General features: G+C 54.5%; 20 protein-coding genes. 13 read left to right on the top strand and 7 right to left on the bottom strand.

Annotated elements, in window-relative coordinates:
* On the top strand, positions 1-3,162 hold a 3,162-nt coding region (locus PV433_RS27535), incomplete at its 5' end, for an S-layer homology domain-containing protein (RefSeq protein ID WP_332075237.1).
* A gap of 305 nt (positions 3,163-3,467) precedes the next feature.
* Here the strand turns inward: PV433_RS27535 and PV433_RS27530 are convergent.
* Positions 3,468-4,316, bottom strand: a complete 849-nt coding sequence (locus PV433_RS27530; protein ID WP_332075235.1) for a helix-turn-helix domain-containing protein — start codon at positions 4,314-4,316, stop codon at positions 3,468-3,470.
* Between the two features lie 193 nt (positions 4,317-4,509).
* Here PV433_RS27530 and PV433_RS27525 point away from each other — a divergent pair, with 193 nt between their 5' ends.
* The 4 genes from PV433_RS27525 (at position 4,510) to PV433_RS27510 (ending at position 10,212) form a co-directional block, all read left to right on the top strand.
* On the top strand, positions 4,510-5,826 hold the full coding sequence (locus PV433_RS27525; RefSeq protein ID WP_332075233.1) for an ABC transporter substrate-binding protein: 1,317 nt from the start codon (positions 4,510-4,512) through the stop codon (positions 5,824-5,826).
* 3 nt (positions 5,827-5,829) lie between these two features.
* Positions 5,830-8,439, top strand: a complete 2,610-nt coding sequence (locus tag PV433_RS27520; protein ID WP_332075231.1) for a sialidase family protein — start codon at positions 5,830-5,832, stop codon at positions 8,437-8,439.
* 333 nt (positions 8,440-8,772) lie between these two features.
* The gene (locus PV433_RS27515) at positions 8,773-9,642 is read left to right on the top strand and encodes a 5'-3' exonuclease (RefSeq protein ID WP_332075229.1); all 870 of its coding nucleotides are present in this window, start codon (positions 8,773-8,775) and stop codon (positions 9,640-9,642) included.
* 99 nt (positions 9,643-9,741) lie between these two features.
* On the top strand, positions 9,742-10,212 hold the full coding sequence (locus tag PV433_RS27510) for a GNAT family N-acetyltransferase (protein WP_190931412.1): 471 nt from the start codon (positions 9,742-9,744) through the stop codon (positions 10,210-10,212).
* Positions 10,213-10,518: 306 nt separating this feature from the next.
* On the opposite strand, the gene PV433_RS27505 is transcribed toward PV433_RS27510, so the two are convergent.
* Positions 10,519-11,295 carry a helix-turn-helix transcriptional regulator gene (locus PV433_RS27505; RefSeq protein ID WP_332075228.1) on the bottom strand — a complete coding sequence of 259 codons (777 nt, stop codon included), beginning with the start codon at positions 11,293-11,295 and terminating at the stop codon, positions 10,519-10,521.
* 141 nt (positions 11,296-11,436) lie between these two features.
* On the opposite strand from PV433_RS27505, the gene PV433_RS27500 reads away from it, so the two are divergent.
* Together PV433_RS27500 and PV433_RS27495 are read left to right on the top strand one after the other, a co-directional pair.
* Complete coding sequence (locus PV433_RS27500; protein ID WP_332075227.1) at positions 11,437-12,360, top strand: nucleoside hydrolase; 924 nt, start codon at positions 11,437-11,439, stop codon at positions 12,358-12,360.
* A 112-nt stretch (positions 12,361-12,472) separates the two neighbouring features.
* Positions 12,473-12,757: a hypothetical protein gene (locus PV433_RS27495; protein WP_332075226.1), complete on the top strand. Its 285-nt coding sequence runs from the start codon at positions 12,473-12,475 to the stop codon at positions 12,755-12,757.
* A gap of 77 nt (positions 12,758-12,834) precedes the next feature.
* Here the strand turns inward: PV433_RS27495 and PV433_RS27490 are convergent, their stop codons facing one another.
* From PV433_RS27490 to PV433_RS27475, 4 genes are all read right to left on the bottom strand, one after another.
* A complete protein-coding gene (locus PV433_RS27490; RefSeq protein ID WP_332075225.1) occupies positions 12,835-13,134 on the bottom strand; it encodes a hypothetical protein in 300 nt (99 codons plus the stop codon).
* Positions 13,135-13,443: 309 nt separating this feature from the next.
* Complete coding sequence (locus PV433_RS27485; RefSeq protein WP_332075223.1) at positions 13,444-13,743, bottom strand: DUF3055 domain-containing protein; 300 nt, start codon at positions 13,741-13,743, stop codon at positions 13,444-13,446.
* A gap of 34 nt (positions 13,744-13,777) precedes the next feature.
* Positions 13,778-14,005, bottom strand: a complete 228-nt coding sequence (locus PV433_RS27480) for a hypothetical protein (protein WP_332075222.1) — start codon at positions 14,003-14,005, stop codon at positions 13,778-13,780.
* A gap of 51 nt (positions 14,006-14,056) precedes the next feature.
* Positions 14,057-15,415 carry a TrkH family potassium uptake protein gene (locus PV433_RS27475; protein WP_332075221.1) on the bottom strand — a complete coding sequence of 453 codons (1,359 nt, stop codon included), beginning with the start codon at positions 15,413-15,415 and terminating at the stop codon, positions 14,057-14,059.
* Between the two features lie 205 nt (positions 15,416-15,620).
* Between PV433_RS27475 and PV433_RS27470 the strand changes: the two genes are divergently transcribed.
* Positions 15,621-16,652 carry an HRDC domain-containing protein gene (locus PV433_RS27470; RefSeq protein WP_332075220.1) on the top strand — a complete coding sequence of 344 codons (1,032 nt, stop codon included), beginning with the start codon at positions 15,621-15,623 and terminating at the stop codon, positions 16,650-16,652.
* A 96-nt stretch (positions 16,653-16,748) separates the two neighbouring features.
* Here the strand turns inward: PV433_RS27470 and corA are convergent, their stop codons facing one another.
* Entirely contained in the window at positions 16,749-17,684 is a 936-nt protein-coding gene (gene corA, locus PV433_RS27465; RefSeq protein WP_190931406.1) for a magnesium/cobalt transporter CorA, read from the bottom strand.
* 879 nt (positions 17,685-18,563) lie between these two features.
* Between corA and PV433_RS27460 the strand changes: the two genes are divergently transcribed.
* The 5 genes from PV433_RS27460 (at position 18,564) to PV433_RS27440 (ending at position 24,703) form a co-directional block, all read left to right on the top strand.
* Positions 18,564-19,718: a site-specific integrase gene (locus tag PV433_RS27460; protein ID WP_332075219.1), complete on the top strand. Its 1,155-nt coding sequence runs from the start codon at positions 18,564-18,566 to the stop codon at positions 19,716-19,718.
* A gap of 829 nt (positions 19,719-20,547) precedes the next feature.
* Positions 20,548-21,045, top strand: a complete 498-nt coding sequence (locus PV433_RS27455; protein WP_332075218.1) for a hypothetical protein — start codon at positions 20,548-20,550, stop codon at positions 21,043-21,045.
* Positions 21,046-21,239: 194 nt separating this feature from the next.
* Positions 21,240-21,635, top strand: a complete 396-nt coding sequence (locus PV433_RS27450; RefSeq protein ID WP_332075217.1) for a hypothetical protein — start codon at positions 21,240-21,242, stop codon at positions 21,633-21,635.
* Between the two features lie 700 nt (positions 21,636-22,335).
* Positions 22,336-22,863 carry a hypothetical protein gene (locus PV433_RS27445; RefSeq protein WP_332075216.1) on the top strand — a complete coding sequence of 176 codons (528 nt, stop codon included), beginning with the start codon at positions 22,336-22,338 and terminating at the stop codon, positions 22,861-22,863.
* Positions 22,841-24,703, top strand: a complete 1,863-nt coding sequence (locus tag PV433_RS27440) for a phage terminase large subunit family protein (RefSeq protein ID WP_332075215.1) — start codon at positions 22,841-22,843, stop codon at positions 24,701-24,703. Before PV433_RS27445 ends, PV433_RS27440 begins: the two co-directional genes overlap by 23 nt.
* The last annotated feature ends 3 nt before the right edge of the window (positions 24,704-24,706 follow it).

Here is a 24,706-nt window from a genome sequence, read left to right as displayed (position 1 = left end):
AACGAGGGGGGCAGCGTCACCTTAAGCGTGTATGCGACTGTCAGCCAAGGAACGCTAAGTTACCAATGGTACCGGAATACGTCCCCCGTCATCGGCGGATTTGCGGTAAACGGAGCGACGAGTGCAATGCTTACGAAAACGATGGCGGGGGTCGGGGACGATTATTACTATGTGGTCGTGACGAATACGGACTCGGCCGCGACGGGCAACAAGACGTCCACAGCAACGAGCGGCCTCGCCAAAGTAACCGTTAACGCGCTGACACATGCGGCCGCGCCGACGATTACGACGCAGCCGCAGGACCAGTCGGTGAACGAGGGGGGCAGCGTCACCTTAAGCGTGTATGCGACTGTCAGCCAAGGAACGCTAAGTTACCAATGGTACCGGAATACGTCCCCCGTCATCGGCGGATTTGCGGTAAACGGAGCGACGAGTGCAACGCTTACGAAAACGATGGCGGGGGTCGGGGACGATTATTACTACGTGATCGTGACGAATACGGACTCGGCTGCGACGGGCAACAAGATGTCCACAGCAACGAGCGGCCTCGCCAAAGTAACGGTTAACGCGCTGACGCATGCGGCCGCGCCGACGATTACGACGCAGCCGCAAGGCCGGACGTTAAATGAGGGCGACAGCTACTCCTTGAGCGCGGCGGCCACCGTCAGCCAAGGGGTGCTCAGCTATCAGTGGTACCGCAATTCCGTGAACGATACCAATGGAGCGGCGCCAGTCCTGGGCGCGACAAGCAGCAGTTACCTCGTCCCGACACCGGGCGGTGCGGAAGGTTACTTCTATGTAATGGTGACGAACACCGACTCGAGCGCTACCGGAAGACAGACGGAAACGGCCGTGAGCGACGTAGTCAAGATCACGGTCATTCCGGTTCCGAAAGCGGCGGATGCCGCCGGGAACAGCTTGACGGCTTCCCGGACGATCGTATGGGCAGGCGAGACGGTTATGCTGCAGGCGACCGGCGATCGTCAGGATATGCCGGGAACGACGACCGGCGACGAACGTTACATTCCGACAGGCTGGTCGTCGACGGACGGTACGTCCGGAACATTCCATTTGAACGCCAACCGCTATCTGGCTTCCTATACGACCGGATCAGACGGCAATCATACCGTGACTGCGGCCTTTCAGAAGCAAACTTGGAACGGATCGGCATGGACGAATGCAGCCGGTTCGACCGATTCGAAGACGGCTGGCATCACGGTGAACGCGTTACCGACCTATACGATCGAGGCGATTGGCAACCAGACAGCTGCGGTATTGAAGCAAGGCTATGTCCCGGGCACGCAGGACAGCAAAACGATCGGGATCACGAACACCGGCAACGCGAATTTGGTCAACCTCCGTGTGGTGTTCAGTGGCGGGCACAGCAGCGATTTTGTACTCACCCAGCCTGCATCGACGCTGAATAGCGGAGCGTCCACCAGCTTTACGGTGCAAGCGAAGGACGGTTTGGCGGCAGGCACGTATACGGCAACGATTACCGTTATGGCGAACAGTATGACGAATGTGACGTTTACCGTAACCCAGCAGGTAAACCCGGGTACGCCGGCGGCGCCGACGGGCGTTCAGGCTGTTGCCGGTGACGGGCAAGCCACCCTTACCTTTACTCCTCCAACGGACGACGGGGGCAGTGCCATTACCGGGTATGAGGTAATCGTATCGCCGGGAGGACGTATCGTAACGGGAGCTTCCAGCCCGATTACGGTCACGGGTTTGTCCAACGATACGAGCTATACGTTTGCGGTCCGGGCATTGAATAGCTCAGGTGAAGGTGCGCCTTCGGCCGCATCCAATGCTGTCGTGCCGACTTCGTCTTCTAGTGAAGAAAGTCCGGCTCAGGAGGAGTCGGCTACATCCGTTACGCCTCCGGTCGAGGAGCCGAAAGGGAAGGGAGCGACGATCCTTGTCAACGGCAAGCCGGAACAGGCGGGTATCGTAGAGACTACGGTTCGTAACGGTCAGACCGTTCTAACGATAACGCTTGATCCGAAAAGTCTGGAGAACAAGCTGACGACGGAACAACGGCCGATCATCACCCTATCCGTGGACGGGGACGGGAAACCTGGTGTAGTCATCGGCGAACTGAACGGCCAATTGGTGAAAACGTTGGCGAACCGGCAGGCCGTAATCGAGATCCAAACCGGCCGGACGACGTATATCCTGCCTGTGGAACGTCTCGGTATCGATGCCCTGTCGGCTGAGATCGGGGAGACGGTTGCTCTGGAGGATATCCGGATTCAGATCGAAATTTCCGAGCCTGCGGCGGAGATGCTGCAAGTTGCGGAAGCGGCGGCCGCTCAAGGAGGCTTCCATCTGGTACTGCCGCCGATTGACTACACGATCAGAGCCGTACATGGTGGCAGCTCGATCCCGGTATCGTCCTTCGACGCGTATGTGGAGCGGCAGATTGCCCTGCCTGACGGCGTCGACCCGAATAAGATCACTACGGGAGTCGTTATCGGCCCGGATGGAACGGTACGTCACGTGCCTACCCGAATCGTGGTGAAGGACGGCAAGTATTATGCGGTGATCCACAGCTTGACCAACAGCACCTATGCACTGATCTGGAATCCGCTGGAGTTCGAGGACACGGCCAACCATTGGGCGATAGCCGCGGTCAACGATATGGGGTCGCGGTTGATCGTGAGCGGAGTCGGCGGCAACCGGTTTCGTCCGGATCAAGATATTACGCGTGCGGAGTTTGCCGCCATCATGGTCCGGGGGCTGGGAATGGAGCAAGGAAAGGATGACGCATCCTTTACAGACGTAACTGCAGCTTCGTGGTACAGCGGTGCGGTTCAGACGGCATATGGCCACGATCTGATTAGCGGGTTCGAAGACGGTTCGTTCCGCCCGGATGACCAGATCACCCGGGAACAAGCGATGGTCATAATTGCGAAAGCGATGGAACTTACCGGTCTAGCCGAATCGGTTTCGTCCGCCGATCCGGAGCAGCTGCTGAAGCCATTCATCGATACAGAGGATGTTTCGGAATGGGCGAGAAGCGGGGTTGCAGCCGGATTGCAATCGGGAATCGTGACCGGCAGAGACGGCGGCCTGTTAGCGCCTCAGGCGTTTATCTCCAAAGCGGAGGCGGCCGTTATCGTTCGGCGGCTTCTGCAGAAATCCGAATTAATCGACTAAAGCTCCAAAAGAGGTATCCCGCAACCAGCTATGGTTTTGGGGTACCTCTTTTTTCTGTCTTATTAACAATAAGCTGCCTCTTACGCAGGGTTCTATAGTCTTTGGTTATGGCCTGCTTGCCACTCCGTTTCGGCCTAATCGGAGATATCAATATGCAGCAAAACCGAATCAATCCGGCAGAAGAAAGCGGCTGAAGAAACAACTATAATGACCCTAGACAGTCGGTAACGCCATAAGCGGCGGCGATGAGCAAAGTCTGGGGCACGTAAAAAAGGAGGAGATGCAGTTACAACAATCTCAGCGGTTCATATCTGGTGCTTGTTTCTTCTGTAGACATTGGGGGACATTCCGTATTGCTTGCAAAACAACGTATAGAAGTAGCTCAGGGAGTTGAAGCCGATGTCGAAACAAATCGCGGCGATCTCGTCCGTGCTGACCGTTAGCCTACTCGCTGCAGCCCGAAGCCGTCTTTCATTGATCCACTCCGTTGGCGTTTTGCCGATGTGCTTTTTCATCGTGCGGCACAGATGCTCCGTGCTGACGGGGGACAATCGCTGCATTCTCGTCAGTCCTTCGGCAAGACTGTTCTCGTTGTCCATCTCCTCCAGCAATTCAGAGAGCCATCTCGGCCCTGTCATGTCCGTCTGCTCCATCTGCGGGTAGAAGAAACGGAGCAGCATCTCCATCAGGAAGGCTCGGACCGGAGTCGTATCGGTGGATGGGGAATGGGTGAGCATCGCGACAGTTCGTTTGTACAAGCCGAGCGTCTGCTCTATATCCTCGGGCGACACGGATAGCATCGGAGGCAACGGGGACTCATTAAACCGCTCCGATTTGAAGCCCGAGCCGAGATAATCGAAAGCGTGCATGATGGTGCTCGCACGGAAATTGACGTTCATGTAGCAAATGTCGCCGCTTCCGTTTTTCTCGAAGCTGTGAACGTCATGCGGTCTGACGAAGGCCATGGTCCCCGCCGGAAGCACCTGTCTGATGTTGTTGACGACGTGCGTGACGGTGCCGGCTGCAACCAAGAAAATTTCGTAGAAATCGTGAGTATGCGGAATCGACCAGTAACCGAATCTGGGCGGCAAGGCGAAGCGGGCGTCTTCATAAGGCTCCATAATGTGCTGTGTGTGTAAAGTAAGAATGGACATACGGTCCCCCCTTGTTACAAGATCACGTTCCATTTATTCCGATTATATGGAACGATTACCTGCAATTCAACTGTTTTCAAAGTGCTCTGTAAGCGTTGTCCTCCGTTGCCGTGCGGCGGAACAGACCGTTCGCACCGTGATCTCTTCATGCAAGGATGGTGCTAACTGAAAAGTAAAGGGGAGAATCTTAACAATGCCTTTTGTAAAAACCATATTCGTTTCCTGCTTCGCCGCCCTGCTGATTCTGGCCGCGACGGGCTGCTCCAGTTCCGGAAAGGGGACGAACGATCCATCCGTCCAGACAAATGAAGCGGCAAAGCCGGTCACCTTGACTATGTATTTCAAATGCTTTGCCGTAAGCGACGACGATTTTGCCCGGGATTTCGCCGGTCCTGTCTCCCGAAAATATCCGCATATTACTCTTCAGAAGATCGACTGTACGGACGCCAACCAGTTCAATCAGATGATCGTCGCGAAGGAGTTGCCGGATATTATCGACGATGGTATTACGAATATGCCGATCCTGCTCGATATGGATGTGCCAACCGATTTGAACGAGCTGGTCCGCAAGTACGAATTCGACCTTGGTGCGATTACGCCGCAAATATTGCAATTTTTCAAGCAGTTTGGCCAGAACGGGGAGTTGTACAGTCTGCCGAGAACGCAAAACGTATTCGCCACCTACTATAACAAAGACCTGTTCGACAAGTTCGGCGTGGCCTATCCGGTCGACGGCATGACCTGGGATCAATATATCGAGCTGGCGAAGAGGCTGACCGTCGTTGAGAGGGATAGCCGCTACTACGGCTTGCAGATGGGCTATTTCAACCGGCTGCAAACCCAGCTGTCGCTCCCTTTCACCGATCCGGCTACAGGCAAGGCGCTGATCCAGCAGCATGAGGGCTGGCGCAGCATGTTTAGCGTCTTTCAGACCATCTTCAGCATACCGAACAATCGTCCGCCAGCTGCAGGCGTGCTGTATCATGGGTTGAACCGGTTTACGAAGGACCGTAATGTCGCGATTTTACCCGACATCTTCATCGGTCAGGCGATGGATCAATTCAACAAAGAAGGCATCGGCTGGGATATCGCTTCCTTCCCCGTTTTCGCCGACAAGCCCAAGACGGGCATCGGGGTATTCGCCAACGGCTTCGTCATTCCGAAGACGAGCAAGCACAAGGAAGAAGCGTTCCAGGCAATCGCACACCTGCTGTCGCCGGAGGTTCAGGCCGAAGCTACCCGAAACGGGAATATGACGGTACTGGATCGCAAGGATATCAAGCAGAATTTTCTGGCAAACTCTGCGGTCTACCGCGGCAAAAACATTCCGGCGTTTTATTACAACAACGTAGCCGAGCCGTATATTACTACGAAATATGATCTGGTCGCCTCCAACGCGTACACCGAGGCGCTGCGCCAATTCATCTTCGGTAGTAAAGACCTGAACACCGTACTGCGCGAGGCGGAAGAGGCGGCCAACAAGGCAATCGCATCCGAAAGGGCTAAGTAGGCCGTGAAACGGGGACCGGGCCTTCGACTGGTCGTGCTCGCGGCGCTGGTTGCGTTGATCCTGGTGTATGGCACCGTATGGTTCTACAGGCTGACAGCCAATCCCTCCGTCTCCCGGACGGACCCCATTCCCTATCAAAAGGAGGCAAACGATATGAAAGACCGGACGGCTAATTACGCCAACATGCTGGTGTCGGAAGTGAACGAGATGAAAGCAAGTACCCGCATCTTTCTAAGCTCCCCCAGTCTGCTGCGGCTGGACGATGGCAGCTTGCTCGTTACCCACGATTATTCCGGACCGAATTCGCCTCATCGCAAAACGTCGGTGTATCGTTCGACCGACAACGGCAGAACGTGGCAGCATCTCGTTATGTTGGACGGCATTTACTGGGCCAGCCTGTTTGCGCACGCGGGAAGTGTCTATTTGCTCGGGACGTCCGGCCCGCTCGAATCGATCGTCATCCGCAAAAGCGACGACGGGGGAACGTCCTGGACGACGGCTGACGATGCGAGCAGCGGTCTGCTGTTTCCGGGCGGCAGCACCGGCTCCTCGGCTTACCATACGGCCCCCACGCCTGTCCTGCGGGCGAATGGCCGCCTGTACAAAGCGTTCGAGAGCAACAAACCTTACGTTTGGCCGCAAAATTTCAAGGCGCTGGTCATCTCCGCCCCCGAGGATTCCGACCTGCTTGATGCGGCCAGCTGGACAAAAACGAACGAACTTGCCTTCAATCCGGCCTGGCTGCCGCCAGCTTGGTCGGCCAGCCGGCCCGGATGGCTGGAGGGCAATATGGTGCAAGCGCCGAACGGGGACATCCTGAACGTGATTCGTCTCAATTCCGAACCCGTCGTGGATAAAGCGGCTGTCATCCATCTATCCTCGGACAACGCCAACATCAGCTTCGATCCTGCCGAAGGATTCATCGATTTTCCCGGCGGCATGCACAAATTCACCATACGCTACGATGCGGAGAGCCGCTTGTATGCCGCACTTGTCAACGACAACAGTTACCCGTTCGCCGTTCAGCAGCGAAACCGGCTGTCGCTGTATACGTCGTCCGACCTGCTTCACTGGAACTTCGCCAAGCTGCTGATCCGTGACGATTCGCAGCTGCCGGTCCCCTACTCGATCGCAAAGGTCGGCTTCCAGTACGCGGATTGGCACTGGGACGGCGACGATATTATCTTCGTCGCCCGCACATCCTATGACGGCGCCGACACGTACCATAACGCTAACCGGATCACGTTCCATCGGCTGAAGAATGCGCGGTATGCTTTGGATTTGCCGCACGGCTATTGGAAATTCGACGATATAACGGGCACGGCCGCTACGGACAGCTCGACGTACGAGGCGCACGGAACGGTTCAGGGGGCGGCTTGGACGGATGGCTACCGGAACGGTGGGCTTCATTTCGACGGCGTGGATGACCATGTGCTTTTGCCCAATACGCTGGTGACGAATTTGCAGGGGGCGCCGGCCGTTACGATCGCAGGCTGGTTTCGAAACGACAGTCTGCCCCCGCCCGGGCAGACGGGCAACTGGCTGCTCGGCGTCCCTGTCGGGCAGACATCGGCGGGGGCCGAAGTATGGATGGTCGGAAACCGGATACGCGTAGGAGGAAGGAGCACGCCGAACGAAGACTATAAGTACGCGGACTTTCCGTTCTCGATCTCCGGAGAGTGGCATCACGCTGCCGGGGTGATCGATTATGAGCATAACGTTATCCGGCTGTATCTGGACGGAATAGAGCAGAAGCCGCTGTCCGGCAAGACACCGGTATTCGGCAGCCGCTCCTTCGCGCCGCAAATGCCCGGATATGCTTCCACGATAGGCAGCAGCCCATTCGGCGGCGGTTTTTTCGCAGGGGTGCTTGACGAGATGAGCATTTACGGCAGAGCCCTCGACCCGCGCGAAATCCGGCATCTTGTCTATGACGGACTGGCGGGCTATTGGCCGCTGGATGGAGCGTCGACGGGCCTGCATTCCGATCTTTCCCGCTTCGGCAATGACGCTAAGCGGATGGGCGGTGCCGGTATCCCGGGCTACCCGGAACGCGGAGTGAGACTGGACGGCGTCATGGACTACGCCGCTCTCGGCTACAAGCCGTCCGCCGGGCTGAACGGCGCCCCTGCTATTACGATAGCCGGCTGGTTCCGTGACGGAAACGTAGCCGATTCGAACCCGAAGTGGCTGTTCGGCACTCGGATTCACGGCGCAACCGCAGGCGCGGAAATGGCCTTGACGGCAACAGCCATCCGCGTTGCCGGCAGAAGCGACAGCGCCGACAGTTTCCAGACGAAATCGTTTCCGTACGTCCGCGATTCGGAATGGCATCATGCCGTCGGCATTCTCGACTTCGCAGGCAATGCGATCCGGCTGTATGTGGACGGCGTCGAGCTGTCTCCGTCAGACGGTGGTTCCGTCTCATTCCGCAGTCGTGCGTACAAGCGGCTCGTGCCTTCGCAAGCGGACTCGATCGGCCGGAGCCCCGGCGATAACGGATATTTCGGGGGCGAGTTGGGCCACTTCCTGGTCTTTGGCAAGACACTGACGCCGGCGGAAATTGAATTTATGTATCAAACCCAGAAGCGACGCTTCTATGAAGTACCCTGAGGCGTGCACCGTTTTCCGTCCCGGATTCGGCGCGCGGCAGGAAAGGAGTTAATGGCAAAGTGATAGACTGCTATATAAGTTGAGCAAATGATTGGAATGTCCGTTCCATTCCGAAAGGGACTACCTAGTGTGAATATACGTATCTTCGTAAAATCGCACTTACAGCTTCAGACAGGTTGTTAAACTATCTACGAACCGAACCCTTTTCTATATAGATAAGAGCGCACTAGACTTAGCTCATCTTCGATCGGAACAAGTTCAATGCTTCTTACCCTGCATGCCAGTATGCTATAATTGGCGTTGAGTGCTAGTGGGACAAGGAGAGTTGAGAGAATGACCGATCGTAAAGTGCTGCTGGTCGACGGCATGGCGTTATTGTTTCGAGCCTATTATGCCAGCTCGTACAGCGGCTATATTAAGCGGACAAGTGCCGGATTGCCGACCAATGCCGTGCACGGATTCGTCAAATATTTGATGGATGCCGTCAAGCGGTTCCGCCCGACGCATGTCGTCTGCTGCTGGGATATGGGGAGTACTACATTTCGAACTGAACAATATGAGGCGTACAAAGGCAACCGCGAGGCTCCTCCGGAAGATTTGATTCCGCAATTCGATCTTGTGAAGGAAGTCGTGGACAGCTTCGGCGTACCGAATGTCGGCCTGCACGGTTATGAAGCGGACGATTGCATCGGGACGCTGGCTCAGCATTATGCGGACGACCAGACGCAAGTTTTCGTCCTGACCGGCGATCACGACCTGCTGCAGGTCGTCTCCGAACGGGTTCACGTCATCATTATGAAGAAGGGCGCGTCCAACTATGCGGTGTACGATCTGGCCGGACTTCTCGAAGAGCGGGGCTTGACGCCGCGGCAGATCATCGAGCTGAAAGGCTTGACGGGCGACACCAGCGACAACTATCCGGGCGTCAAAGGGATCGGGGAGAAGACGGCGCTGAAGCTGCTCGCGGAATACGGCGATATTGACGGGATTTTAGCCAATCTCGCGGCTGTATCGGCCAGCATCCGGGGCAAAATCGAAGCATCGCTCGACATGCTGCACCTGTGCCGGGATCTGGCGACGATCCGCTGCGACGTGCCGGTCAGCTGCCCGATCGACTCGTGCTTCTGGGCGCCGGATTTCCACCGGCTGCGCGCCAAGTTCGAGGAGCTGGAGTTTAAAGGACTCGCCCAGCAAATCGGCTAGATGATCTTGCAACGGGCTTCATTCCAAGCTACACTACGATAAGATAGTTTACGAGTTGGCAGAATCGCTACTTTCCATCACACAGGAGGAATAAAACCGATGCCGGATATGCTTGTCAAATTGTACGACCTTCCTGAGAAAACCACGATTATCAATCAACTGGCCGAGTCCGGAATCGTTATCCGCCGCGGTTTGGCTCCGGAGAAGCATATCGTCAAGGCGTGGGTGCTGAAGACGTTCCGGGCGCATTGGGAAAGCGAAGTCGACGTGGCGTTCTCGCGTTCGCCGGTTTCCTGCTTTATCGCGACGAAGGACGACAAGGTCGTCGGCTTTGGCTGCTACGAAGCGACCTGCAAAAACTACTTCGGCCCGACCGGCGTAGACCCGGAGATGAGAGGCCAAGGCGTAGGCAAAGCGCTGCTGCTGGCGTGCATGCACGCTCTGCATGACGAAGGCTATGCGTATGCGATCATCGGCGGCGCGGGTCCGACCGAATTTTACAACAAGACGATTGGGGCGATCCCGATCGAAGGTTCGGTTCCGGGCGCCTATCGGGGAATGCTTAGGTAAACTTGGAAGCGGAACGGAAAAAAGCAGTTGGGCGACGAGGTTCGCTCAGCTGCTTTTTTTGTTGTATGGGTCTGTCACCCGGACCGGTTTTTACAACCAGAAGTCGAGTTGACTCCTGTATTCGAACTTTTGTGTATGAAAAATCATATAAACAACTCGGGTTGGCTGGGCGTTGCAGGTCCAATCTACTAGATATCGGTGGTACAGTTAATGACGACCCATTTTTTACAGCTCCAGGGTATCAAAGATTAAGATAGTTGTTATCGCCTTGCAACTTAAGGGGCAACACCCGATCCAAACATCCTATCATACCAAACTCCGCAAAGTAGACCGATACCAGTTTTGCCGGAACGTGCGGGGAGTTTCGCCGATCTCCCGCTTGAAGATCGTGCAGAACTGCGCATCGTTCGAGAATCCGCACTCCATGGCGATGGAGGTGATCGACAGCTCCGTATGCCGCAGCAGGCTGCGCGCCTTCTCTAGTCGTTTGCTCATCAAATAATGAACCGGCGAGACGCCGAACTTTTTCTTGAACAGGTGACGGAAGTGGTGGTAGCTGTATCCGGCTATATCGGCGAGCTCCTCCACCGTTATTTTCTGATTGAAATTTTCGTCCATAAAGGTGCGGGCATACAGCAGATTGTCGTCGGGACGGTTCAATTCGCCGGTCGTAACGGACCGGAGATGTTCGATTACGATCTCGCTTGTCCGCAAATTGAGCTTCTGGGCGAAGTAAACGTGCTTTTCCTGCATCTCCCCCTTCATATTGTGCAGCAGGCCCAGGAGCGCGCGGTCCGGGTGATCCTGAAACAATCCCTGCTGGAGCGGGGGGAGCTCCCGGCTCTCGGTACTGAAGCCGATATAGATCACTTCGGTTTCCTCGATCCTTCTCTCGTCATGAGGCATACCCGGAGGGATCAGCGTATACGTGTTCGGCTTGTACCGGTAATCGACCTCGCCCAGACGCGTCGAGCCTGCACCCGACACATAATAGACGAGCTCGTAGCACCGATGCCGATGGATCGGCATGTAGCTGTCCGCCTCCCGCATGCCGTGAAAAATAAAATCCATTTGTGCGAGCATAGGCCGTTCCTCCTTCCGATTCCGGGTGAGATAGCCAAATCGTATAAACAATGCGCCGAATCGTGAAAAACTATGAAGCCGCCGCTGGTGTAAGATGGATGTGGGTTGTAAGGTATAGGCAACACCAAGGGAGGAAAAACAGTGATCGATTATCCGAAATTGACTCAAGAGCAGCTGCTGCAGCGGCTAACTCATCCGAAGCGCAAGGTGAGGATGGTGCTGGACACCGATACGTATAACGAAATCGATGACCAGTTCGCCGTCGTCTACGCGATGAAATCGCCGAATCAGCTGCAGGTGGAAGCGATGTACGCAGCGCCGTTCCACAACGTTTTGTCGGAAGGGCCGGGGGACGGGATGGAGAAAAGCTACCAGGAGCTGCTGAAGATCGCAGCCCATCTCCCCGAGATGACCGGACTCCCGATCTATCGCGGATCGACAGCGTACTTGCCGGGTCCGGAAACTCCGGTGGACAGCGAAGCGGCCCGGGATCTGGTGGCACGGGCAATGGCCAGCACCGAAGACGACCCGCTGTATGTTGCGGCGATCGGAGCGATCACGAATGTCGCGTCCGCCATCCTGATGGAGCCTCGTATTATCGGTAAAATCGTTGTCGTATGGCTCGGAGGTCATGCCCTGCATTGGCCGAACACCCGGGAGTTTAATATGCACCAGGACCTGCACGCATCCCGCATCGTCCTGAACAGCGGCGTCCCGCTCGTGCTCGTTCCCTGCAAAGGCGTAGCGTCCCATCTGCAAACGACACTGTCGGAAGTAAGGGACTACGTGAAGGATCAGGGAGCGATCGGCGAGTACCTGTACGAGACGTTCGAGCACTGCAGTCCGAGCCACTTCGGCTACTCCCGCGTCATCTGGGATATCTCGGCCATCGCTTATCTGATCAACGAGACTTGGCTGCCCAGCGATCTGGTGCACAGTCCTTTGTTGTCCGAAGACTGCCGCTGGAGCTTCGACGCGTCCCGGCACTTTATCCGTTACGTCCATTATATTCACAGGGACCGGGTTTTCCAAGATTTGTTTCGGAAGCTGAAGGAATCGCATTAACCATGCAGGCGGCGGCTCTGGCGGAGTGCGAGCTGATGACGCGGCCATTCGCGGTCGAGAAAGGCGAAATCTATATCCATGCGAGCGCTTTGGGCGGATCGGTAACGCCTGAGTGTTGCGACACGACGGAGCAGCCGATCGAAGGGACTCGTTTGGCGACTGTGTGCCGTTTACGGGCGACAGCATCGCCGCCAAAGTGGAGTGGAAGGGAAAGCCCGACCGGAGTAAGCTCGAACGTAAAGTTATTCGAGTCAAGGTGCGGGCGCGGAATGCCAAGCTATATTCGTTCTTTTTTCCGAAAGGGGCGTATACGGGCGAGTATTGGAAGTTCAAAGAAATTTCTTGTCTCGATCCGTTGCGGTTTGATTTGAAGACGGCTTCGCAGATCGGCCGCTGATCGGGCGAAATCGGGTCAGCGGCCGGTCGCTGATGCGGGAGCCGCACGAGGCTGTCGGCAGCCAAGCCGATGACGAGTTATTCGTCCGCCGCCGGGTCGTCATGCGTATCATGCTGGCCGGGGTAGCCTCCGCGGTCCACCCCTTCGTGCAGGAGGCGGTTTTCGTAGGTGAAGGCGCTTTGCGTACGCTGATCTCTGCGCCAAGGCGAGCTTTTGCCCAGCGATTCGGTCAGCAGATCGGCCCCGTAAGGACCTTCGGGAAACTCCTCGGCGCTCAGATCGTTGCGCTGCGATTCGACGGTAGCCAGATCCCGGTATTGACGCGGGCGCTCCGTAACGAATCCGTTCTCGACCGGCTTGTTATTTTCTTCGGACATAACAAATCCCTCCTCGTACACAGGTTACTTCCAGTGTGCCTCGGGAGGGTGCTTTTTATGTGCTGGGGACGTCGGGTTCACCAGTCGGCTGTCGGTTGTCCGGCTGTCGGCCGATAGTGCTGCGTTCTGTCGGGATAAGAGCGGTAGCGGCGGGCGGCGGCTCGCTCTGCGGCCAAACTCGAATTAGCGGATGTTTGGAGCAGCAGCGTTTCCGCTTCTGCCGTCCGGCCTTCTTTGTCCAGCGTGCACGGGGAGGCCCCGGTTCTTTTACCGAGTTAGTGCCTCCATGCCAGTTGCTGCGACTTCAACCTAGATATCGGTAAAGTTGATCATCCCGACCACTTCCACGAGGAAATCGCGAAGGTCTTCCGCGTCCTGCTCGGACAGCTTGTAGATATGCTCCAAGTAGCCGGGTTCGTCCAGATCGTCGGGGCCGATGATCGCCGTTTTGCCGGACTGGATATCGGTGATAAGCTGTTTGCCGTAGAATCGGCTGGTCGTCGTAATCGCCAGATCGAAGCGCTGCATCGAAGGCGAGATGAAACAGACGAACCGGGTTTTGGTTTCCTCGGAATGGTCGTATAAGAAATCGAATGAGTTCGCGGACATGCGGACCTCCGTTATCGTATTTGTCGTACTTCGATTATACATGAACCCCCACCTTCCGGCAAAAAAAGACGAGCCGGCCTGTCCCTCCAAGGCTCGTCCCCAAAATCCCCGGCAGCGGCAGGATCTCCAATCGCACCGCACCAGGCCCGTCCCGCCAGATTCTGCCGAAAGGCTGCCTGCTCCCGCCTGCTGCCTCTTCCTGACGCCTGATCAGCCAACTGCCGCCCCATCCGCGTACTCCCGCTTGATTGGATTGCGACAAACGGCCGCGCCTTGCCGCCCAGTAACAACGGGTTTTCCGCCCCCGGCCTGATTAGCCGATAATGAGATCCTCTTTCGGATACCGGTACTTCTCCTTCGGCTTCTTGGAACGGAACATGTACAGCAGGATGAGGATGCCGATCCGCCCGATAAACATAAGCAGCGCGATCAGCAGCTTGCCCGGATTCGACAATTCCGACGTAATCCCGGTGGACAGACCGGACGTTCCGAAGGCGGAACAGATTTCGAAAATAATTTTGTTCAGCGAAAAATGCTGACGCTCCAGCGCATCGAGAACCATAATACTGCCGATGACGAGCATCGTGCCGGCGCTAAAGACGACGAAGCTTTTCGTCACATCGTCCTGACCGATCGACCGCTTGAACACCCGAACCTCATTGCGTCCGAGAGCATACGTAAACAACGTAAGCAGGATGACGGCGAACGTCGTCGTCCGAATGCCTCCCCCGACGCTCGAAGGGCTCGCCCCGATGAACATCAGGATGGACAACAGAAACTGGGTCGGGGTAGCGAATTCGGTCACGTCCATCGTAGCGAGACCTCCGCTTCGCGTCGAAACGGAATTAAACAGCGAGTAAAACAGCTTCTCGTGCCAGGCCATGCCGACGAAGGACACGCTGCTCTCGATAATCCAGATGCCGGCCGCCCCGGCGACGATCAGGATCAGGAACATCGACACGGTCACTTTCGTATACAGCGAGAACCGGAATCCTTTGCGCCGGATCAAATATTCCCGAAACTCGATCAGCACCGGGAAACCGATCGCCCCGAGAAAGAGCAGCAGCATCGTAATCGCTTGTACGAAGTAGTCGTCGCTGAACGATTTCATCGAATCCCCGAACAGATCGAAGCCGGCATTCGTATACGAGGAGACGGAGTGGAACAATCCTACGTAAAAGGAATGGACCCAGCCCTCGGTATAACCGGCCAGGCGGAAATAGATGCCCAGAATGACCGTGCCCACCGCTTCGAACATCAATGCCAGCATCAGAACCGCTTGCATAAGCTGGACGAGCCCCGCCAGATTGTACCGGTTCTGGTCGAGCATGATCAGCCTCCGGTGGGTCAGCGTAATGCTCCGGCCGAGGATGATGTATAGGAACGTGCCCAGCGTCATGATGCCGATTCCGCCGAACTGCAAGATAGCCATAAGGACGAAGGTGCCGAATGTGCTGAACGTATCGGCTGTGCTTACTACGGTCAGCCCGGTGACGCTGATCCCGCTTGCGGCCGTGAATAAAGCGTCCATGGGCGATAAGCGGACTCCCGGCTTCAAGCTGATCGGCAGCATCAGAAGCAAGGTGGAGACGACCGTCGCAGCCAAGTAACAAACGATGATAAATTGCGCAGGTGTTAAACCGGACAATCGCCGGCCGGCCCATTTTTTCATTGTGCGACCTCCAGTATTTCCAATAACGTTCATTGTACTATATTTGCAGACAAATGCCATCATTTGCCGAATGACACTCTTGTAAAATTAGGGTGAATATGGTAATATGAAAGGGAATCGAATAGACGGCCGGAGGAAGCACCTCTTCTACTTTTACGTGGAAGGGGTGCTTTTTGTTGTGCCGTATAATGAAGGGGGAACTGGGATGAACCTCGTTTTTTTGAACAGCTTTGAGAAAGTAACGGAGCTGGAAGGCATCGTAAGCGCACAAGTGTCGATCGCGGAGGAGTTCGGGGAGTGGCGGGTATGGTGGCATGAGAAGGGTGACCAGACGATCCCGTTCCAGGAAAGCTGGTATACCGGGATGGCATGGGACGAGATGATCGGCGAGTTCCGGAGACGGATCGGAGAGAAGCGGCGCGACGGATACCGTCCGCTGATCGAGCCCGATGAGGGGCGGCAGCAGACGTCCGGCGGGCGTTCGGTCTTTGTTCGCAAGCTGGAGCTGTACGGCGAGAGACATTCCGATCCCGAACTGTACGAGTCGCTTCGCAAGTGGCGGAGCAAGCAGGCGGCAAGCGAAGGGAAATCCGCCTTTATTGTGGCGTCCAACCGGATGCTGGCGATGATCAGCGCGTTCCTTCCGCAGACGGCGGAGGAGCTGCAGCAGATCCCGGGTTTCGGCGAGCAAAAGTCGGCCATGTATGGAGAGCACGTGCTTGCGCTGGCCGCCGGATTGGCTCGCACTACCTCTTTCCCGTTGGACTGGGTCGATGAGGCGATTAGCGTTCAGGAAGTGGAGTTATGGATGCAGGAGCGCCAGGAGGAGCGGAGAAAAGGGGAGCAGGCGAAGAAGGAATTGAAGCAAACGCTGCTGCAATCCGTAGCCGAAGGGAAAACGTTAAGCGAGCTGGAGCCGCTCGTCTCGTTAAGCCGGAGGGAGCTGATGACCCGGATCGAAGATCTGGACAAGGAAGGGTATGAGATGGAGCCGCTGATCGAAGCCGAGCTTGCCGCCGTGCCGGCGGACGTCGTGGAACAAGCATGGCAGCTGTTCGGCTCTTCGGGCGACCGTTACTTGCGGCCGGTGCTGAAGCGTCTGTACGACGAGAAGTCGCTGGATGACGAAGCGCTCAGCCGGGCCTACGAGTGGCTCCGCCTGCTCCGGCTCCGGTACCGGAAGACGAAGAGCGGCGCTGTCAAGGAGGAGGAAGCTGCAGCCGAACAGACCGCCTGAATGAAGCGGCGTTCATAAAAAACCGTCCGGTCCACTGAACGGGTCCCGGGCGGTCTTGTTCCCTCTTATGCTGCCTGCTGACAGCGGGAAGGACGCTCAGAACCAGTCCTTCTTCTTGAAGATGAAAACCATCGACGAGCCGACGGCCAGCATGCCCGCCAGCACGATGTAATAAGCGTAAGGCGATTTCAACTCGGGCATATACTCAAAGTTCATCCCGTATATACCAGTAATGATTGTTAACGGCATAAAGATCGTCGTCAGCGCCGTGAAAATCCGCATGATTTCGTTCGCCCGGTTCGACAGGCTCGACTGGTAAGCTTCTCGCAAGTTGCCCATCAGATCGCGGAACGTCTCGAACGTTTCGGTGATTTTTACGGCGTTTTCGTGGATGTCCCCGAAATATTTCTGCAGCTGGTCGTCGATCAGGCGTAGCTCCTTGCGGTTCAGAGCCCAGATGACGTCCCTTTGCGGAGCGAGCATTTTTTTGAGCCATAATATTTCGCTTCGCAGTCCGATAATCTCGTTCAGATGCGTTTTTTTCGTATGCATGAGGATATCTTCCTCAAGCGATTCGATCTTCGCTTCGATCCGGTCTCCGACGATAAAGTAGTTGTCGACGACCATATCGACCAGATGATACAGGAAGCGGTCGGGCGAATTGACTTCCTCCTCCCACAAGACCGGCTTGATCGAACGGATTTCGTTTATTTTTTGCCGGGTGACGGTGATGATGGCATGTTTGAACAAGTAGATGTTCAAGGCCCGCAGAAAAATTTCCTCATCGTCATACCGGATGCTGTTTATAACGATAAAATAGTGCGAGTCGTACAATTCGATTTTGGGCCGCTGCTCCTCTTCGATCAAGCTGTCTTCGACGGCCAGATCGTGCAGTTGAAAGAGCGGCTGGAGAATTTCCAGATCCTCGACGTTAGCATCGATCCAATAAAAGCCGTTAGCCGGCGGGATCAAGGCTGTAGCGATATCTTCAATTTGAGTAAACAATCCGTTTTGCACCAGACGTACCTTCATCTGTCTCACCCCATTAGCAGTGTTCCCCGGTTTGCGGGTTGTCACCATGCAGCTTGCCTGAAAACGTCAAAAAGACATCGGTCGCAGGTGCGGGCGGGAGCAGGCTGCAGAAGAAGCAGCACTTTCCGCGTCCGCTGCGGACGCCATGCCAAATAAAGACGATTGCCGGCAATGCAGGCCGTTAATTCTCAGAAATGGCCAACAAGACGCAGCAAACGAACTGCTTTAGCTGCTCGGAAGCGACAGGGGTACGTCCGGAAACGGTCCGGGCGTCTACCGAAGCAATCGACACATTGGCGCAAGAGCCGACTGCCGCTTCGAGCTATTCAGTTGATTCGTTGTCGGTCCGGGTCGGTCCACGTCCATGCGTCGTTCACCCCTTTGGCGGTAATTGGATTCCGGCGGGGAATCCTTGTCTAGTATAACGCTATGGGCGTCCAAGGCACAAGATGCAACGTGCGGGAACGGACGCTTTTTCTGTAAGCCGGCCGGAATGGACAGCAATCGAACCGGTTTTCGAAGGCTGGTCCCAGGCTTGCCGGCTTAAGCTTTTACAGTGTATGGCGCCGGATCGGGGGCGGTGCTTCGCCGTACCCGAGTGTCCGCTGCCGCCGCGATTTGGGGATTAGCAAGGAACGTCTTGACGAAATGCGTGCGATCGGATACATTAGTACTATGTAACCATAACCAAATAGCTTTGAAACTCTTATCAAGAGTAGATAAGATATAATAGATAACGAAAAACCAAAGACCCTTTTAAAATAAGGGTCTTTGGTCATTGATAGACGGCATTTCGAGGTGTTGGTCACGGAAATGGTCACGGAAAACTGACGAATAAACGAATTGATTGGTAATAATTAATCACAGGAGGGAAAGTTGATGGCGAGCGGATCAATTAAGAAAGAGGCTAACGGAACGTGGATGTTTGTTGTCGACATCAAGGATGAAACGGGTAAGAGGAAGCAAAAAAGGCGTCGCGGATTCAAGAGTAGGAAAGAGGCTCAGGCAGAACTTACGAAGCTCCTTAACGATGTTAATGACGGCACCTACATAGAGCCAGTAAAGACAACGCTGGGCGAGTATATGCTTACTTGGCTCGATTCCAAGCATGACAATATGTCAAGGCTGACGATCGACTCGTACCGATCATATATCAAAAATCATGTCGCGCCATCAATTGGACATGTAGCCTTGTCCAAGCTCTCCCCACTGGATATTCAGAAGCTTGTGACTGATTTGAGATCAAAGAAAGATCATAAGGGACGTTCATTGTCAGCATCGACAATACAGCGCATTTTTAACATTGTGGTCACATCCCTTAACAATGCCAAGAAAATGCAACTCATTAAGGAGAATGTCGCTAAACTTATCGATAAGCCGAAAATAAAAAAGAAAAAAATAGAGGTTTGGGACGTTGATGAAATCAGGGTGTTCTTGGACGGAATGTACGACAATCGTCATTATATCTGCTTTCACTTGGCCCTGCTTACCGGTATGCGCCAGGGGGAAATATTAGGATTATCATGGAAGAATATTGACTATGAAAAAAAACTAATCCATGTGACACAAACCTTGAGCCACGATAGGAAAGAAATAAATCATGGAGCAAAATCGCATGCAGGTGTCCGAAGCATCTCCATAAACGAAAAGGATGTGGCTGAGTTGAAGCGACACGCGCATCGGATTGAAGAAGAGAAAGAAAAAGCGGGCGAAGAGTTGTACGAAGATCGTGGGCTTGTCGTATGTACGAACATTGGAAGACCTGTATTTGCAGACACGATCGGAAAGATGTTCAGGAAATATTACAGGAAATTCAACGTGACGCCGATTCGATTCCACGACCTCAGACATACCCATGCTAGCCTGCTGCTGAAGCAGGGTGTCCATCCCAAGATAGTTTCCGAGCGACTTGGTCACAGCAGCGTGACCATTACGCTGGACACGTACTCTCACTTGCTTCCAAACATGCAAGAGGAGGCAGCCAGCGGATTGGGTAATCTGATATTCAGCGACCCACAAAAAAACGAACTATAACCGACTATATTTAGCCAAAAGTAAGCACGCATTAGCATTTGAATGAGTTATATTTATATCATGGCAATACGAGAGAGGGACAGACACCCGACAAAATAACCTTGCTTGAGAGGCAGCGGCGCTGCATTCGCTTTAAGTGGATGGCCCCGCACAAGACCTCTCTTTTTTTATGCCGCGGGTAAATCTGTGATCTACTCGTATTGCCTCTAATCACCCGCATCTGGCCGGTCGCACCGGTATCTGAAAAGGTAGGTGAGAAACCTTTTGCAGAGTACACACTTTTGCGGGTGTTCAGCATGCTTATCCCTTACATTCGAATACTCCGTACCTGGGCTGCTGCACTCTTGTCATAAGCGTCGCAGCCTGGACACCCTCCACCTCCGGGACAACCGCGATCCTAGCGGACTAAGGTACGGATCGGGACGGCTTGCCGGCCGCCGCAGCGAGAGTCGGCTACATATTCATTTTTGACGATGCGGCTGACGCATATCAGAGTGGTGGCGGAATAAGGTAGACGCTTAAAATGCAAGGCGGGATACGATTAGGTGAGTCCCGGCGAAGACTTGGACGGCGCGGAAAGAGAACGCCGAGTTCCCACGACCAAGCCAGTATGTCGGATCGACCAGAAAAGTCAGGGATGCTGCTACCCGTCATAAGAAATGCCCGCTATGCAAGGTGCAAATCCTTGCCCACTCTTTAATATCGTGGGGGTTTCGCGTTTCCGGTGCTGTGTTCCCCCTGCAAAAAGCCTGAACCGGCCGTTTGCGCCTTTCCGGATACAAAGGCGCGTTTAACTCAAAAAAAGCCGCGTCAGCGAGGAGGAGTGGGAATGAATCAACTCATGCTGGACATACCGCAATACGGACCGTGGATACGCACTCACGCCGGCGACCAGTCCGGCAGGTTGCTCGCTGATCGCCACTATTCGCGCCAGACTGTCGGGCATCGTCAGTGGAATAGACCGGGCCGTAAACTGGTCCTTCGCACTCCTCAAGGAGATGCCATTTGGGTCACATGGTCCGGCATCCGCGACGACGGCCTGCAAGCCTGGGAATGCTCGATCTTCCGAAATGAGTCGCAGTTCCTCAGCTCCGAAATGATCCGAGACGCAATCGAGGCAACTTATTCAGAATGGGGCACGCCTCCTCCTGATGGCATAATCACATACGTCAATTCTTCGAAAGTCCGGAGTCCAAATCCGGGCTTTTGTTTTTTGAAGGCGGGATTTAGAAAGATCGGAAAGAGCAAAAAGCGAGGATTGGTTTTGCTGCAATACAATATTTCCAAGGTCTACGAAAAAGTTTTTGTAAGCAATAACTACACTTGATCCATAGTTTATGTATGCAATAACTACAACTCAACTATAGTTAATGACAGCATGATGTGTGCAATAACTACACAAAAGAAAAGAAAGTAAAGTAAAAGAAATAAACATATATGTCGACAATGCTCCTCAATCAAATCTGATTGGGGAGTTGGGGAGTTTTTCATATACAAAAAAATAGCGAGAGGTGAACGATCGTGTATGGTGCAATGGCTCAATACAAGCTGACGCCGGAAGAGATCGAGCTCGCAAAGAACGGGCAACTGTATAAGATTCGAACCGCCGATCAGCGAGGGATCAAATTCGAAGACGTCAGACTGAATTCGGAGGAAGAACCAGCTGTCGCCGAACCCATACTCGAACCCGAGCCTGAGCCCGAACCAGCGGTAAAGAAGCTTGGCCGAGATCCGTACCGATACGGTCACATCACCAAGGAGCTGCTGCAGCAAGAACTCGAATTGGGGAAGACGCTCGTTCAGATTTCGGAAGCACTTGGAATCACCTTCGGCTCGATGTCCTGGTTGTTGAAAAAATATGAGCTGAGCGGCAATAAGCGAGGGCCAAAGTCGAAGAAGGTGAAGCAGCTGGTATGAGTCTTCTGTCACTACTCAGGTCGTTATTCAAGGACGATAAGCAATACCCACGGTTTGAATGTCACAACTGCAAACAAACATCGCAGGGAAAAATGTTCTGCACCCACTGCACTATCTCACCTGCAAAAGGATGGGGATATGAGCAAGAGGGAGGATGGCCCTGTAAGCCTCATCTCCGTGGATGGCTGGAGTATCATCGAGCTCATATTAAGTAAATGCCTCTGTAACGCTCACAATTAGCGTCTAAGCGTTTCGGCATGTAAATACACTACCCCACCGGGTTACGTGGCAAATACGTGGTTTTTTGTGCGTGTCAGAGGGTGTTTACGGGAACCAGTGTTCCCTCATTGTGGAGAAGTGACATGCTAGCGGCCAACTATGCGACCGACATTACTATGTTCGCAACCGAGGCTGTACAATCAATTCTGACGCGAATATATGTTCGATAATGTAAAACCATTGCCGAATGAAAATAACGCTTCAAAAAGGCGCACGCGAGTCGAGCGGGTCCCTCTGAGGGTCTGAAATGAGTGCGGGTGCGCGCGAGCGCGAAAATGCACTAGATTTATTTTGTAAAATTTTCTTCCGCTTCCGTCTCAGTCCGCCTGCAGCAGTTCAAGTTTATAGTTTCGCTTCGAATTGATGCGTCATTTTTCATTCATCCATAAATTCAATCCAAACCGGAAGCTGAGGGGAGATAATGGCTAAAAAGAAAGCGGAAATCGAAAAAATCCATGAGAAGGTTGTCGGTACCGCCGAATTGGCGGCCATTATCGGAAAATCTGACCGTTGGGTCCGGCAACTGACCGGCGAAAAGGTGCTGACCCAAGTCGACCGAGGAAAGTACGTGCTCAGCGCTGCAATTCAAGCGTATTGCGAGTATTTACTGGGTGGCAAAGAAGAAGACAAGCGACCTCGGCTAATCGATTACAAGACCGAGCATGAAAAAGCGAAGGCAGAGAAAGCCGCCCTCGAGTTGGAGCAGATGAAGGGTAACCTCCATCCGGCTGAGGACGTGGAGCGGCTGCTCTCTGATCTCATTCTGACCACAAAATCCCGTCTCTTGGGCGTTCCAAGCAGGATCGCTACTGAGTGCGACAACGAACCAGCAGATGTAGTGGAGTCGATTGTCCGCAAAGAAATCGAAACCGCGCTGTCATCTCTTGCGAAGTACACCCCGGACAAGATTGGGGGCGATAGGACGAATGGCAGCCCGCAAGACGATTGAGCTGTTTACTCGTGCAAATCGCCAGTGGGAGCCAAAAAGGCGGCTGACTGTGTCAGAGTGGGCAGACGAGAACCGCGTACTTACCACAGACAGCAGCGCGGAGGCCGGACCCTGGCGTACATCGCGCGCGGAATACCAGCGGGAGATTATGGACTCCATCGAGAAATGGCAAGAAGTCGTCATCATGGCGTCAGCACAGGTCGGAAAGACAGAATTTTTGCTGAACGTGACTGGATCCTACATCGACCAAGAGCCGTGCCCAATCATGCACGTCCTACCCAATGAGGATTTGATTCAGGCATATTCCAAAAAGCGCCTTACACCGATGATCAACAACAGCGAGGTGCTGCGCAGCAAGATTGGGGTAGCGAAGTCCCGAGACAGCAGCAACACCATCGAGGAGAAATCATTTCCGGGTGGATACGTAACGATTGTCGGGGCGAACGCGCCGTCAGGGCTATCCTCGAGGCCGGTGCAAATCGTTCTATGCGACGAGGTGGACCGGTTCCCCGCGTCTGCTGGGAAAGAAGGCGATCCGATCTCGCTTGCGACGGCCAGAACGAAGACATTCCGGCACAAACGTCGTCATCTATTCGTATCGACGCCGGTGGACAAGGACACATCCCGTATCTACCAGCTCTACGAAGACAGCACAATGGAGCAGTGGTGCTTGCCGTGCCCTCACTGTGAGGAGTTGCAGCCCCTTCGCTTCAAACACGGGATTGTCTACGAGCATTATGTGTCCGAAAGTGGCGAGATCGTGGTTACAAAAGCGGAGCACCGCTGCGCGTACTGCGGCCTGCTTGGGTCCGAGAAAGAATGGAAGCGCGGAAAAGGGGAGTGGATTGCACGTAAGAAGCACTCCAGCCGGCGCGGATTTCACATCAGCCAGCTTGCAAGCCCATGGTCAGACTGGCGAGAGGTGTCCAAAGCATTCTTGATAGCCAAGCGCGAGGGCGTCGATAAGCTTAAGGTTTTCGTGAACACGGTTTTAGGGGAGCCGTGGGAAACGAAGGTCAAGGGGATGGATGAGAAAACCCTTATGAGCCGTCGTGAAGCATACGAGTACGAGGTCCCTGAAGGCGTGAAAGTGATCACGGCAGCCATCGATACCCAAGACGATCGATTTGAGGTCGAGATCATGGGGTGGGGGGCCGGAAAGGAATCCTGGCGCATTGAATACCGGCGCATCTATGGAGACCTCAACCGGCCGGAGGTATGGCAGGATCTCGATCGTTTCCTCTGCGGCTCGTGGATCGGCAAGGATGGCCGCGAGTTTCGGATTGTTGGGGCATGTATGGACTCAGGGGGGCACTTCACCAAAGAGGTATACGAGTTCACGAAACCGAGGGAGTACCGTCGGATTTACGCGATAAAAGGGCAAGGGATCAACCCCAAAACGGCCGAGCATGTGCCGTTTATTGCAAGGCACACCCGTACGCAGATGTATGACGCCCTCCTGATTCATCTGGGCGTAGATGACGGCAAGGTTAAGGTTTATGACAGCCTGAAGGCAAATGAACCTGGCCCCTTGTACTGCCATTTTCCACTCGATGAAAGCAAGGGGTATACGCAGGAATATTTCTTAGGGCTGACGGCCGAGACTCAGCAGACTGTGCAAAGAGAGGGCGTCAAATACAAGGTGTGGGTCAAGACGCGAGATCGCAATGAGCCGTTTGACTTAGCAGTTTACAATCGAGCTGTCATCGAGTTGCTTCGACCAAACCTGTCCCTACCGATCGAGCAACAGCCGAACGGACCAAAGGTGATCCCAGACAGGGGGGCGATACAATCGAAGGGTAGACCACAGAAGCGGCGGGGAGTACCGAACAGCGTTTAGACC

Source organism: Paenibacillus sp. GYB004 (assembly GCF_036577605.1).
GTDB classification, from domain to species: Bacteria; Bacillota; Bacilli; order Paenibacillales; family NBRC-103111; genus Paenibacillus_AB; species Paenibacillus_AB oceani.
This window is presented reverse-complemented; position numbering and strand designations above follow the sequence as displayed.